The sequence below is a fragment of the Streptomyces sp. NPDC006476 genome, assembly GCF_040612015.1.
In the GTDB taxonomy this organism is placed as follows: domain Bacteria; phylum Actinomycetota; class Actinomycetes; order Streptomycetales; family Streptomycetaceae; genus Streptomyces; species Streptomyces griseorubiginosus_B.
Genome location: NZ_JBEXPK010000129.1, coordinates 1 through 13,051 on the forward strand (window position 1 = coordinate 1; position 13,051 = coordinate 13,051).

General features: G+C 70.1%; 12 protein-coding genes. 7 read left to right on the top strand and 5 right to left on the bottom strand.

The features are described from left to right. The 4 genes from ABZZ74_RS49945 to ABZZ74_RS49960 form a co-directional block, all read right to left on the bottom strand. The coding region (locus ABZZ74_RS49945; RefSeq protein ID WP_356950781.1) for an IclR family transcriptional regulator at positions 1 to 678 on the bottom strand (678 nt) is incomplete at its 3' end. Between the two features lie 65 nt (positions 679 to 743). Then, complete coding sequence (locus tag ABZZ74_RS49950) at positions 744 to 1,583, bottom strand: fumarylacetoacetate hydrolase family protein (protein WP_356950782.1); 840 nt, start codon at positions 1,581 to 1,583, stop codon at positions 744 to 746. Continuing rightward, positions 1,580 to 3,271, bottom strand: coding sequence for a bifunctional 3-(3-hydroxy-phenyl)propionate/3-hydroxycinnamic acid hydroxylase (locus ABZZ74_RS49955; protein ID WP_356950783.1), 1,692 nt, complete (start codon positions 3,269 to 3,271; stop codon positions 1,580 to 1,582). The genes ABZZ74_RS49950 and ABZZ74_RS49955 overlap by 4 nt, the downstream gene beginning before the upstream one ends. A 49-nt stretch (positions 3,272 to 3,320) precedes the next feature. Continuing rightward, positions 3,321 to 3,815, bottom strand: coding sequence for a VOC family protein (locus tag ABZZ74_RS49960; RefSeq protein ID WP_356950784.1), 495 nt, complete (start codon positions 3,813 to 3,815; stop codon positions 3,321 to 3,323). Positions 3,816 to 4,227: 412 nt separating this feature from the next. Between ABZZ74_RS49960 and ABZZ74_RS49965 the strand changes: the two genes are divergently transcribed. The 7 genes from ABZZ74_RS49965 (at position 4,228) to ABZZ74_RS49995 (ending at position 12,144) form a co-directional block, all read left to right on the top strand. Next, positions 4,228 to 4,743 (top strand): DoxX family protein, encoded by a 516-nt coding sequence (locus ABZZ74_RS49965; protein WP_356950785.1) that lies wholly within the window; start codon positions 4,228 to 4,230, stop codon positions 4,741 to 4,743. Between the two features lie 94 nt (positions 4,744 to 4,837). After that, positions 4,838 to 6,307, top strand: a complete 1,470-nt coding sequence (locus tag ABZZ74_RS49970; protein WP_356950786.1) for an aldehyde dehydrogenase family protein — start codon at positions 4,838 to 4,840, stop codon at positions 6,305 to 6,307. 33 nt (positions 6,308 to 6,340) lie between these two features. Beyond that, positions 6,341 to 7,876: a carotenoid oxygenase family protein gene (locus ABZZ74_RS49975; RefSeq protein WP_356950787.1), complete on the top strand. Its 1,536-nt coding sequence runs from the start codon at positions 6,341 to 6,343 to the stop codon at positions 7,874 to 7,876. A 136-nt stretch (positions 7,877 to 8,012) separates the two neighbouring features. Next, positions 8,013 to 8,900, top strand: coding sequence for an SDR family oxidoreductase (locus tag ABZZ74_RS49980; protein WP_356950788.1), 888 nt, complete (start codon positions 8,013 to 8,015; stop codon positions 8,898 to 8,900). After that, positions 8,897 to 9,661, top strand: a complete 765-nt coding sequence (locus ABZZ74_RS49985) for an SDR family oxidoreductase (protein ID WP_356950789.1) — start codon at positions 8,897 to 8,899, stop codon at positions 9,659 to 9,661. Before ABZZ74_RS49980 ends, ABZZ74_RS49985 begins: the two co-directional genes overlap by 4 nt. A gap of 30 nt (positions 9,662 to 9,691) precedes the next feature. Beyond that, complete coding sequence (locus tag ABZZ74_RS49990; RefSeq protein ID WP_356950790.1) at positions 9,692 to 11,374, top strand: thiamine pyrophosphate-binding protein; 1,683 nt, start codon at positions 9,692 to 9,694, stop codon at positions 11,372 to 11,374. A gap of 71 nt (positions 11,375 to 11,445) precedes the next feature. Continuing rightward, a complete protein-coding gene (locus tag ABZZ74_RS49995) occupies positions 11,446 to 12,144 on the top strand; it encodes a VOC family protein (RefSeq protein WP_356950791.1) in 699 nt (232 codons plus the stop codon). A 254-nt stretch (positions 12,145 to 12,398) separates the two neighbouring features. Here the strand turns inward: ABZZ74_RS49995 and ABZZ74_RS50000 are convergent, their stop codons facing one another. Further along, complete coding sequence (locus ABZZ74_RS50000) at positions 12,399 to 12,872, bottom strand: hypothetical protein (protein ID WP_356950792.1); 474 nt, start codon at positions 12,870 to 12,872, stop codon at positions 12,399 to 12,401. Positions 12,873 to 13,051: the final 179 nt, after the last annotated feature.

Below are 13,051 nucleotides of genomic sequence, written 5' to 3' on the forward strand. Positions count from 1 at the left end.
CACGCTCACCGCCGCGACCACCTGCTTGTTCTCGTCCCGGATGGGCGCTGCGATGCCCACCACGTCGGGGTCGAGTTCACCGCGGGTGATGGAGTAGCCGAGGCGGCGGATGCGGCCGATGCGTTCCATCAGGGCGTCGACGTCGGTCAGTGTGGCAGCGGTGAACCGGCGCAGTTCGGCGGCCTCCAGCAGACGGCGGACCTCGTCGTCCGGGCTCCAGGCGAGCAGGACGAGGGCGGAGGCGCCGGCGTTGATGGGCAGGGCGCTGCCGCGCTCGTAGGAGATCCGGACCGCGCGGGTGCTCTCCGCGCGGTCCACGCAGACCACCAGGTCGCCGGTGCGGCGGGTGAGCAGGACGGTCTCGTGCGTCTCCTCAACGAGCGCCTCCATCGCCGGCAAGGCGACTTCGGAGAGGCCGTAGCTGCGGCGGGCCAGCCGGGCGATCTCCAGCACCCGCAGGCCGAGCCGGAAGCCGCCGCCGGGGGCTTCTTCGAGGAAGCGTCCGGCGACCAGGCTCTGCAGGTAGCGGTAGGCGGTGGAGCGTGCCACGCCCAGCCGCTCCGCCACGGCGGTGCCGGAGACGACGAGGTGGACGTCGTCGAACATGGTCAGGATGTCCAGCGCCCGGTCAGCGGTGGAATTGCGGTCGCGGTAGCTGGGGGACGTGTCTCCTGACATGCGAGACACTCTAGCGGGTGGGCGCGGACCGGTGGGGGCCGCGCCCGGCTGCCCGCTTGCCCGGTCTACAGCTGGTCCTTGACGACGGTGTTGCGCAGTTCTCCGATGCCCTCGACGGTGGTGACGAGTTCCTGTCCGGGCCGGAGGAACACTTTCGGGTCGCGGCCGGCGCCGACTCCTCCCGGGGTTCCGGTGAGGATGAGGTCGCCGGGCAGCAGCGTGATGATGGTGCTGATGTAGGCGATGGTGTCGGCGACGTCAAAGAGCAGGTCGGCGGTGTTGGACTTCTGCATGGTGTGGCCGTCGACGCTGCAGGAGATGGTCAACCCGCAGGCGCCGGGCGGGAGTTCGTCGGGGGTGACGAGCGCGGGGCCGACGGGTGTGGTGGCCTCGAAGGTCTTGCCCGAGAGGAACTCGCGGGTGCGGTGCTGCCAGTCGCGGACGGTGACGTCGTTGGCGACCGTGTAGCCGGCAACGTGCTCCAGGGCCGTCTCGCACGGTACGTGGCGGCCGCTGCGTCCGATGACGACCGCCAGCTCGGCTTCCCAGTCGAGGTCGTCGCTGACCGGCGGCATGTGGATGTCGTCGTGGGCGCCGACCAGGGAGCCGTCGTACTTTGCGAACAGGGTGGGGTGGGCGGGGGTGGGCCGGCCCATCTCCTTGATGTGGGTGGCGTAGTTGAGGCCGAGGCAGATGATCTTGTTGGGGTGGGGGATGAGCGGGGCGAGGGAAGCCTCGGCCAGGGGGAGGCGCTCGCCGTCCGCGGCGGCCGCCCGCTCGGGCCAGTCGTCGCCGCCGGCGAGCAGTGCGCCGACGTCGGAGAAGGGCAGCAGGACGAGCTCGTCGCCTTCCTGCCGGGCGGCGGCGGTCCGGTCATCGGCCACGCGCACGGTGCTGAGCTTCATCGGTGTACTCCTGGGGAGTCGTGCTGGACTTGGGGATCGGTGGCGGCGGTGGCTGCCTGCGGAGGGACGGTGGCCGTGAGGGGGCGGGCGGCGAAGCGCCGCAGCTCCGCGTCGACGTGTGCGGCTTGGTCGGGCCGGAAGACGGCGGCGACCAGACGGTCGGGCCGTACCAGTACGAAGGATCCGGTCAGCCCGGTGAAGAGGGCGTCGAGCCGGCCGTCGGCGTCGGCGATCCCCACCCGGCCGGCGCGCTCGCGCGGTGCGCGGTCGTCCAGGGAGACGTCCACAGGGGTGGCGTCCGGGAGGCCGGTTCGCGCGACGGCTGTCCAGTCGGTGTCGGTCACGTCGATGCCGAGCAGGCTCCAGCCCGGTCCGAGAAGGTCGTCGAGCCGTGTGAGGCGATGGTGCGCGCCGTGCAGCACCTGCGGCTGCGGCAGCATCGTGCCGACGAGTTCACGGCCTGGGCCGTCCCCGCGGACGACGGCTCCCGACGTCACGCGGGTGTCGGGGCGGTAGCGCATCTCGGTGAGGTAGCGGCGGCCCGGCGGGGTGAGCATGGCCGCGCGCACCAGCGCATCGCGCAGTAGGGCGCGCGGGCGGCTGGTGGTCATGACGATCCGGCCGAGCCGTACGGACAGGTCGATCACCGCGCGGGCGTGCGGGCGCCGCTCGGTGTCGTACGTGTCGAGCAGCGCGTCACCGGCCCGGCCTGCCAAGACCTCGTCGATCTTCCAGCAGAGGTTGGCCGCGTCCCGGACACCGGAGTTGAGGCCCTGTCCGGCGAACGGCGGCATCATGTGCGCGGCGTCGCCGAGCAGGAAGCAGCGCCCGTCCCGCAGCCGCTCGGCGAGCAGCGCGTGGAAGCTGTAGGCGACCGCGCGCTCCACCTGCTCGGGCGTTGTCTCACGGTAGGGCTGGAGGAGTTGGCGCACCAGAGTGAACGCGGGAGGGGACCCCGCCTCGCACTCGCCGGGCTTCAGGCGGAACTCGTAGCGGCAACGGCCGCCCTGGCCCGGGACGATGACGACGGGCCGGTCGGGGTCGCCGTGGTGCATCCCGAAGCGCTGGTCGTGCGTGTCGTGAAGGGTGTCGACCACCAGCCACACCTCGTCGGTGAAGCTGCGCCCCTGCATGGGGATGGACAGCAGGTCGCGTACGGTGCTGCGGCCGCCGTCGCAGCCGAGGACGTAGGAGACGTCCAGCTCCTCGACCGGCCCGTCCTCCCCGCCCGTGCGCAGCGACACGCCCACGCGGTCGGGGTACTGGGTGACGAGGCCTGTCAGCCGGGTGCCGAAGCGGACGTCCACGCTGGGGAGGCGACGCAACTGCTCACGCAGCACGCGTTCCAGGTCGGGCTGGGCGAAGGGGTTCTTGAACGGATGTCCGAAGCGCTGGTCGCCGGTGCCGCGAGCGTGGACGAGCGGCCGCCCGCCGACGCCGAAGTACCTGGTTCCGGTGCCCGGCACGAGGATCGGGTAGACCGCCTCGTCGAGGCCGTCGGCCGACTGCAGGGTGCGCAGCGACTCGTCGTCGAGGCTGATCGCCTTGGCATCGTTGCTCGTGGTGGCGTTGCGTTCCACCAGCAGCACCGGTACGCCGCGGGAGCCCAGCAGATGGGCGGCTGCCAGGCCGGTCGGGCCGGCGCCGACGACCAGCACGGCGGGCTGCCGTACCGAGGGTTCTGTCATGAGGGGCCTTCCGCCGTTGCTTCGGTCGTTCCTTCTGCGGTCGTGAGGGCTACTGCGCCGGCTGGTAGGCCGGGCCGCCCTCGGTCAGCAGCCGCTCGACCTCGGCGAAGATCTCCTGCGGAGGCAGGTCGAGGTTGAGGGTCTTGCGGAACGGCTGGCGCACGTCACGCTCGATGCGCAGGTAGACCTCGTTGCGGTTGCCCTCGGGGTCGAAGAAGTAGATCCCGATCGCGTTCCCGTGCGTCACCTCCTGCTGGACCTCGATGCCCTCGGCGCGGAACCGGTGATGGAAGTCGATGATCGACTCCAGCGAGTCCACGCGCCACGACACCTGGTGGGTGAGCTTGGCGCCGGCAGGGGCGGTGCGGCCCCGCTGCAGAACGAACTCGTGGTGCTCCTCCGCCGGCCGTGCGGAGAAGAACACGATGCCCTTCTCCTCGTCCTCGTCCGTGACGGTCAGCCCCAGCACCCGCTCGTAGAAGTCGCGCATCTTCTCCAGGTCGTCGACCCAGAAGCCGGTGTGACCCAACCCGGTGATCGCCATTACATGTCTCCTTTTGCGGGACGTGCGTTTCGTTTTATGGGACACTAGATCGATGCGTGGGGCACAGTCAACCGAGGAAAATCGCAACTCCACACCTCTTGACGTCGTGCACCCCTCCGGTGCAGCGTCCTGTATCACGCTATGAAAGTCCGGATATGCGGGACGCATGTATCGCTTTGGGGAGCCTGCTGGGACCGCTCAAGCCGCTACTGGAGGCAAACCCCATGACCTGTTCGGACGCCGGCCGAGCCGCACCAGCCAGTGCGGAGGGCGCGCCTCCGCGCTGCAAGAGGCCATGGACTGCGCCATCTCGAAGGCCGAGGCGCTGCGAAGCCATGCACTGAAGGCCCGGGCTGCGGCAGGTCCGGCGGCCGTCCATCGACTCCCATGCCCACCCCCGAAGGAGAGCCCCGTGTTCCGCTTGTACCGCAGTACGACGTCCCGGATGGCCGGGCTGCACAGTGCCGCGCTCCTGATTCTGCGAGCCGTGACCGGCTGGCTGTTCATCCTGCACGGGCTCTACAAGTTCGGTGTGACCATCAACGGTTGGGAGAACGGCGTCCTCAAGCCTCTCGGGCTGCCCGTGCCCGGCCTGCTGAGCGGACTCGTCCCCGCGTTCGAGATCGCCGCCGGCGCTCTCCTGATCGCCGGGCTGCTGACCCGGGCCGTCGCCGTCCTGCTGTGCACAGAGATGGTGATCACCGGGTTCTGGATCAAGCTGAACGTCTGGCACACCGGCGTCCTCGGCCCGAATGGCGTGGGCGGAGCCGAGGTCGACTTCCTCTTCCTCGCGATCTGTCTGCTGCTCTCCGCCGCCGGTCCGGGCGCGCTGGCGGCCGATGCCGTGCTCGGCCTGGAGCGATCTTGGCCGGACAGCGACGCGTACGACGGCGGGGACAGGACCTTCGCAGGGTGGCCTGCGGGATGAAACCGGAACCGAGGTCGGAAATCGCCCCACCTCACCATCTTCGAGACACGACACATAACCTTCGCGACACGCGCACCAAGCGGAACGGGACACCATGACATTTCTGGACAGCAGCACCTGGGAAGGCCGCATCTTCTCCGGCCTGGGCGAGTGGATCAGCGGCTCCGGCGAGACGTACGACGCTGTCGAGCCCGCCACCGGCAAGCCCCTGGGCCGCGTCGGCTCCGCCGCCCCGGCCGACGTGGGCAGGGCGGTTGAGCAGGCGGTGCGGGCCCAGCGCGAATGGGCCGCCCGGCCGTACTCCGACCGCGCCGCCGTGCTGCGCCGCGCCGCGCGACTCTTCGAGGAGCACCAGCAGGAGATCGAGACCTGGTTGATGCGGGAGTCCGGCGCGATCCGGCCGTTCGCCGCGCTGCAGGTCTCCAGCGGCGGCGCGGAGGAGTGCCACGAGGCCGCCGCGCTCGCCGGGGCGCCCTACGGTGAGCTGCTGCGTTCCGGGCAGCAGCGGCTGTCGTTCGCCCGGCGAGTGCCGGTGGGGGTCGTCGGGGTGATCGCCCCGTTCAACGTGCCAGTCATCCTGGCCATGCGGGCGGTCGCCCCGGCACTCGCCCTTGGCAACGCCGTCGTCCTCAAGCCGGATCCGCGTACCGCTGTCAGCGGCGGGATCGTCTTTGCCCGCGTCTTCGAGGAGGCCGGCCTGCCGCCCGGTCTGCTGCACGTCCTGCCCGGCGGCGCGGACGTCGGAGCCGCCGTCGTCGAACACCCGCAGATCCCCGTCATCGCGTTCACCGGCTCCACCCGGGCCGGCCGTGCCATCGGCATCGCCGCCGCCCAGCACCTCAAGCGAGCCCACCTGGAGCTCGGCGGTAACTCGGCGCTCGTCATCATGGACGACGTCGACCTGGACAAGGCCGCCTCGGTGGGCGCCTGGGGCTCCTTCGTGCACGCCGGCCAGATCTGCATGGCGAGCAGCCGCCACCTCGTCCACGCCTCGGTCGCCGACGAGTACACGGCCCTGCTCGCCCAGCACGCCGACGCGCTCCCGGTCGGCGACCCGACCACCGAACACGTCGCTCTCGGCCCGATCATCGACGCCGGACAGCGCGACAAAATCCACCGCATCGTCACCGAGACCGTCGAGGCCGGTGCCCGGCTGGCCGCGGGCGGCACCTACGAGGACCTGTTCTACCGGCCGACCGTGCTGACCGACGTACCGCTGACCGCGCCCGCCTACGCACAGGAGATCTTCGGCCCCGTGGCGCCCGTCGTCCCCTTCCAGGACCTCGACGAGGCGGCACGCCTGGCCGCCGACACCGAATACGGACTGTCCCTGGGCATCCTCACCCGCGACGTCATGAAGGGCCTCGCCCTCGCAGAGCGCGTGCCCAGCGGGCTCGTCCACATCAACGACCAGACCGTCAACGACGAGGCGCTCATCCCCTTCGGCGGGGTCGGCGACTCCGGCACCGGGTCCCGGCACGGCGGCGCGGCCGCCAACCTCGAGGCCTTCACCGAACAGCAGTGGGTCACCGTCCGGGGCGAGCTCCCGCACTACCCCTTCTGACCGCCCGCCCCACAGAACCACACGGAGATCTCCATGCCCCCGACCCCCGTTCCCCCGACCCCCATGACCGTCGCCCCCCGCCGGAGCGGACAGGCCGCCGCCCCCTCGCACGCGGAAGCCGGCTGGTCCACGGACAACAAGTTCCTGGGCGGCCCCTTCGCCCCGTGGACGGAGGAGAGCGAGGCGTACGACCTTCAGGTGGACGGCGAGATACCGTCCGACCTCGCGGGCGCGCTGTTCCGCGTCTCCTCCAACCCCCGCTTCGAGCCGCGCAACACCGACCGCTACCACTGGTGGGAGGGCGACGGCATGGTGTGCGGCATCTACCTGCGCGAGGGCCGGGCCGCCTACCGCACCCGCTGGGTGGAGACCGACTCGATGAAGGTCGAGGTGGAGGCCGGCGAGGCGATCTACAGTGGCTTCGTCAACGGCGGCACCCCGGGCCGGCTGCCCGAGGGCGCCCCGCGCGCCAAGAACGTGGCCAACATCAACGCCGGCGTCTTCGACGACCACCTGATCGTCTACTTCGAGGGCGGACTGCCGCACGCGCTGGACCCCGAGACGCTGCGCACGCTGGGCACGTACGACTTCCACGGCGGCATCGACGTCCTGTGCACCGGCCACTACAAGACCGACCCCGACAGCGGCGACATGCTGTTCTTCGCCGCCGTCGGATCGACCATCACCTGGTACCGCGCCGACGTCAAGACGGGCCAGATCATCGACTCGTACTCCTTCGACATCGGCGTGCCGGTCCTCATGCACGACTTCGCCGTCAGCGACACCTACGCCATCTTCTTCGTCACACCCGCCCAGTTCCGCTTCGACCTGGTGGCACAGAGCAGGCCCGGCGTGGTCTGGGACGAGAAGTCCCTCGAGCACGGCGTGCAGATCGTCCTGATGAACCGTCACACCCATGAGGTCACCTGGCACGAGCTCGGCGGCCACTGGGCCAACACCCACTTCTTCAACGCCTACGAGCAGGACGGCCAACTGGTCATCGACGGGCACCGCATCAGCCGGCTCGGCACCCCGATCGACCGCATCGGCACGCCGGTGACCTCCCACGAGTGGTTCCCCCCGGCCCAGCCCTACCGCTGGCGCGTCGACCTGGCGACCGGCCGGGCCACGGAGGAGATGATCAGCGGCGTCTTCGGCGAGTTCCCGAAGATCAACGATGCGTACACGGGCCGCCCGAACCGCTACGGCTACTTCGTCACCACGCGCGGCCTGGCCGACGACATCATGTCCGACGGACTGGCCCGCCACGACTACCTCCTCGACCACACCACCGTCGTCGAAGGTCCGGAGGGCCTGACCAGCCCCGGCGAACCGGTCTTTGTGGCCCGCGAGAACGCGAGCGCCGAGGACGACGGCTACCTGCTCTCCCTGTGGTGGAACCGCACCACCAACCTCACCGAACTGCTCATCCACGACGCCGCTGACCTGCGCCGCACCCCGCTGGCCCGGGTCAAGCTCCCCAGCCGGGTGCCGTTCGGCTTCCACGGCAGCTGGGCCGACCACGCCACGCTGGACCGAGCCATCGACGCTCACCGCAGCAACGACTGACCGTCCCAGGCCGGCGGCCCGGCTGCCGCGCCGACCCAGCAGTGCACCGGCGCGGCAGCCGCTCCCCCTCGCCCGGGCCGTCGCAGCGTGAGATCGAAGACACCCGCGGCCTGCGCGGGGAAAGGAAACACCCACCATGCGAGATTTGGCGGGCAAGACCGCCTTCATCACCGGCGGGGACAGCGGCATCGGTTTCGGCGTGGCGCAGGTCCTGTGCCAGGCCGGAATGAACGTGGTGATCTGCGGAGTCGTCGCAGAGACACTCGCGAGCGCGCAACGCGAACTCGCGAGCATCGGCAAGGCCGAGGCCGAGTCCATTCAGCTCGACGTACGGGACCGGGAGGCGTTCGCGGCCGTCGCCGACCGTCTCGACGCCGACTACGGCGGCGTGGACGTGCTGGTCAACAACGCGGGCGTCGGATTCCTCGCGCCGTTGGCCGAGGCGACCTTCGAACAGTGGGACTGGGTGCTCGACATCAACCTCACGGGCGTCTTCAACGGCATCCGGACCTTCCTGCCGCGCATGCTGGCCTCCGGCCGCCCGGGGCACATCGTCTCGACCGCGTCGATCGGCGGTCTGCTGGGCACACCGGGAGCGCTCTACGTGGCCGCGAAGTTCGGTGTGGTGGGGCTGATGGAGGCGCTGGCAGCCGAACTGAGGGGCACCCCGGTGAACGTCTCAGTCCTGACGCCGGGCATCGTCCGAACCAACATCCACAAGGGACCGCCGCCCCCTGGCGAGCCACGGACGCAGGCCCCGGGCGCCAGCGCGGAGGCCGATCTGCATGAGGCGGCGATCCAGCCGCGGGAAGTGGGCGTGCGGGTCCTGCAAGCGATTCACGAGGAAAGGCTCTACGTGCTGACGCATGCCGAGCATCGGGAACTGCTCGCCCGGCGGTTCGACGCGATCCTCGCGTCGGTACCCACCGACCAGGGGGACCCGCGCCGAGCCGCGGTGGAGCGGACGGTCCTGGCCAACCCGATCTACGACGAGATCCTGACCGCGAAGGGGGCCCGACGGTGACGGCACACGACATGAAGGGATCGGTCGTGCTCGTGACCGGTGCCGGTTCGGGCATCGGGCGGGCGGCGGCGGAACTGTTCGCCGAGCGCGGCGCGGCCGTGGTCGCGGCAGACCGCTCCGAGTCCGCCGCCGAGACCGTCTTCACCATCACCGCGGCGGGTGGCAAGGCGACATTCGTTCAGGTGGACGTCTCGGTGGAAAAAGACGTCGAGAACATGGTCGCCACGGCGATCGACACCTACGGCACTCTGGACGCCGCTTTCAACAACGCGGGAATCGCGCCCCCTGTGGGCCCGATCGAGCAGCTCAGCAGCGACAGCTGGGAGCTGTCGGAGTCGGTGAACCTGCGTGGCGTGTGGCTGTGCATGAAACACGAACTCGCCGTCATGGTGCCGCAGGGGCGCGGCGCGATCGTGAACACGTCATCGGTCGCCGGCCTGGTGGGCAACCCCGGGGGCGGGGCCGCGTACTCCGCGTTCAAGCACGGCGTCGTCGGGCTGACCAAGTCCGCGGCCGCCGAGCACGGCCGGCACGGGATCCGTATCAACGCGATAGCCCCGGGCCTGACCCGCACCGGAATGCTGCGGCACTTGGAGGAACACGAGAACCTCGACCCCGCCGCCGCGGCGGCCGGGACCCCGCTCGGCCGCGTGGCGGGGCCGCGGGAGGTCGCCGAAGCCGCGTACTGGCTCGCTTCCCCACGGGCGAGTTTCGTCACCGGTCATGTCCTGGCCGTCGACGGCGGCGAAACCTGCGTCTGACGTCCGCGTCCGGAAAGGAAGCAGCATTCCATGACCCGTGTGTCCGGTGGCGACCTCGTCGTCCGTCTCCTCCAGCAGGCCGGTGTCGACAGGATGTTCGGCATCAATGGCGCGCACATCGACTCGGTGTACCAGGCCGCACTCGATCATCAGCTGCCCATCGTGGACACGCGGCACGAGATGAACGCGGGCCACGCGGCGGAAGGCTACGCACGCGTGCGCAACGCTCTCGGGGTCGCGTTGCTCACCGCCGGCGGCGGGTTCACCAACGCCGTGACATCGATGGCCAACGCCCACCTCGACCGCACTCCCGTGCTCTACCTCGCCGCGTCCGGGCCGCTCGCCGACGACCAGACCAACACCCTGCAGGCAGGGCTGGACCAGGTCGCGATCGCCACACCCGTCACAAAGTGGGCGCATAGGGTGACGCGCGCCTCGCTGATTCCCCGCATCCTGGCCCGCGCGATCCGCACCGCGCTGTCCGCGCCGCGCGGGCCCGTGCTGGTGGACATCCCCTGGGACGTGCTGACCGAGCAGCTCGACGAGATGCCCGACCTGGCGACGGAACTCCTGCACGGCGCCGACTTCGGGCCGGGGCTCTCCCAGGCCGGGGCGGACCGGATCCTCGGGCTGCTGTCTCAGGCCCGGCGGCCGGTGATCGTCGCGGGGTCCGAGGTGCCGAGATCCGGCGCCGACGGCGAGCTTCGCGCTTTGGCCGAGCGACTCGGCGTGCCCCTGATGTCGGACTACGAGGGCCTCGGCGCGATCTCGCGCAGCCCCATGAACTTCGGTCTGTTGCAATCGCTGCACGGCCTACCGCCCGGAGAAGAACCCGACCTGGTGATCATGGCGGGTCTCCGGTTCGGTCTCACGACCGCGCACGGCTCGGGCGCGCTGATCCCGCGTGACGCGCGTGTGGTGCAGATCGATCCCTCCGGCGCCGAGCTGGGCCACCTGCAACCCGTCGAGTTGTCGGTCGCCGCCGACCCGCTGCCGGTGTTCCAGGACCTCAACCGGGGGCTCGCGACCAGGCAGGCGACCGGTCCGGATCTGGCGGCCTGGCGGAACACCTTGCGGGCGCACCTGCAGCGGCGTCGCGAAGCCGTGGCCGCTCAGGTCGTCCACGACGAGCGCGTCCACCCGTACGATGCCGTACGCGCCATCGCGGAAGCGGTGCCCGAGTCGTCGGTGGTCGTCGCCGATGGCGCACTCACCTACCTCTGGCTGTCGGAAACGATCTCCGAGGCGCGGGTGTCCGCGTTCCTTTGCCACGGCTATCTCGGCTCCATGGGAGTCGGCGTGGGGGTCGCACTGGGAGCGCAGGCAGCGGTCGAACCCGGCACGAACGTCGTTCTCGTGACCGGTGACGGGTCCGTCGGCTACAGCCTCGGCGAGTTCGACTCGATGGTGCGCGCCGGGCTCGGAGCGATCGTCGTCGTGCTCAACAACCGGGCCTGGGGCGCCACTTTGCACGCGCAGGAGATCGTGCACGGCAAGGACCGCGTGGTCAACAACCGGCTGGAGAACGGTTCTTACGCCGCCGCCGCGATCGCGCTCGGTGCGGACGGCTACCAGGTCCGCACTCTCGACGAGCTCGCGCCGGCCCTCGCCAAGGCTCTCCAGAGCGGGCGGCCGTCCTGCATCGAGGTCCACGTCAGTCTCGACCCGATCCCGCCGGAGGAACGGGTGATCATGGGCGGCAGCCCGTTCTGACTGCACTCTCCTGGGTGAGAACGTGCGGCCGCCATCGTCAACGGCACGGGAAATCGTGCGACGCGCGGGCGGTGGCGGCTCTGAACGGTTGGTATGCACCTGATGGCACACCAACCGCGGCGGCGGCCCGGGAGGCGCCCGCGGTGCGGCGCGGACGCCTCCCGGGCCGACAACGCCGGCCCTACTTCGTCTGCGGCCACTTCGCCGCCCCGCACGGCCGGTACGCCACGCAGGCAATCCAACTGTTCGATCATTGTGAGGGATTTGCCATGTTGTTCGACTTCGGCCAACCCACCGACGGCCTCATCCAGATGGCGTTCGTCGTCGAGGATCTCGACGCCGCGATGGCTCGGTTCAGCGAGAGCTTCCGGGTCGGTCCGTGGACTGTCCTACGTGACTTCGCCGGCGAGAATCCGCGCTACCGGGGCGAACCCTCCCAGGCACGCGCGCACGTGGCGCTCGGTTTCGGCGGGCACATGCAGTACGAACTCATCCAGCCCGCGGACGAACTGCCGTCGGTACATCGCGACGTGATCACCCAGCAGGGGTACGGCTTCCACCACTTCGGCTATGCCACGACTGCTTTCGACGAAACGGTGGAGGCGATGCACCGGAAGGGATATGAAACCGTGTTCAGCGCGTCCGTCGGATCCGACTCCCGGGTCGCCTATTTCGACACCCGCGACGTCCTTCCCGGCATGACCGAGCTCATCGAAGCGAGCCCGGGCCTCGACGCGACCTTCACCGACATGTACAAGGCATCCCTCTGAGATCGCGGGTCGTGCGTTCCTGGGTGCGCGCCGGGTCGCGGATTGGTGGAAGCCGGGGCGCTGCTGTGAGGCAGAGCCCCGGCTTCCCTGTTTCCGGGTTCCCCGTGCTCGACGACCTTGCCCGACTGCACTCGGTAGACGTCCAACACCGCGGAGGTCAGGCCCATTTGGAACGTGCCGCGGGACCGGATCACGGCCAGGCCACCTTTGGCGAGGGCCCGGATGACCCGGCCGCGGCCCGACTCTTGCCCCAGTCAGCCGGCCTTGGTGAGGCTGCCGTTCATCTGCATGGACTGGTCTCCCGCGACGGAGCTGGACGCGGCGGTGTGGTGGACGTAGTCCTCGACGTTGGGTGACGTAGGCGCCCAACTGGGCTCGTGCCAGCGCACCATGTAGAGGCCGGGGCGGACCCGGGTGACGGTGTCGGCGGAGCCCTTGATCGACCCCTCGGTGACGTGGAAGGTCATCTGGGTCGCGGAAGTGAACGTGAGCTCCACGACGAACCGGCCGAAGACGGTGTTGTCGCCGTAATCGGCCCGCCAGGTCTGACCGACGCTGGGGAGCACGGCGTTGGTCTCGACGCCGCCCCCGGAGGTGACCTGAGCGGCCCGGACGGCCGGCTTCGGTGTGCCGCCGGAGCCGTTGGAGGCGGCGAAGGAAGCGGTCGTGCCGGCGGCCAGGGCTAGAGCCAGCGGGACGGCGGCAAGCGATGCGCGGGAGAGCTTCATCGGGATTCATCTTTCCGGACCGGCGTGCGGGCACACGGGTCCTGGATCACGCCAGGATCGGACTGTTCGAGGGGGACTTAGGCTCTGTTTCTCGGATCATGTGCGGAGCCAGACGATGAGTGCTGCGAGGGTGACTGTGCCGAGGTAGGTGTAGGCCCGTTTCTCGTAGCGTGTGGCGA

Excerpts from the sequence above, each read along its gene's own strand:
- ABZZ74_RS49980 (WP_356950788.1), top strand. The coding sequence starts at position 8,013 with ATGCGAGATTTGGCGGGCAAGACCGCCTTCATCACCGGCGGGGACAGC.
- ABZZ74_RS49970 (WP_356950786.1), top strand. The coding sequence starts at position 4,838 with ATGACATTTCTGGACAGCAGCACCTGGGAAGGCCGCATCTTCTCCGGC.
- ABZZ74_RS49950 (WP_356950782.1), bottom strand. The coding sequence starts at position 1,583 with ATGAAGCTCAGCACCGTGCGCGTGGCCGATGACCGGACCGCCGCCGCC.
- ABZZ74_RS49990 (WP_356950790.1), top strand. The coding sequence starts at position 9,692 with ATGACCCGTGTGTCCGGTGGCGACCTCGTCGTCCGTCTCCTCCAGCAG.
- ABZZ74_RS49960 (WP_356950784.1), bottom strand. The coding sequence starts at position 3,815 with ATGGCGATCACCGGGTTGGGTCACACCGGCTTCTGGGTCGACGACCTG.
- ABZZ74_RS50000 (WP_356950792.1), bottom strand. The coding sequence starts at position 12,872 with ATGAAGCTCTCCCGCGCATCGCTTGCCGCCGTCCCGCTGGCTCTAGCC.
- ABZZ74_RS49955 (WP_356950783.1), bottom strand. The coding sequence starts at position 3,271 with ATGACAGAACCCTCGGTACGGCAGCCCGCCGTGCTGGTCGTCGGCGCC.
- ABZZ74_RS49975 (WP_356950787.1), top strand. The coding sequence starts at position 6,341 with ATGCCCCCGACCCCCGTTCCCCCGACCCCCATGACCGTCGCCCCCCGC.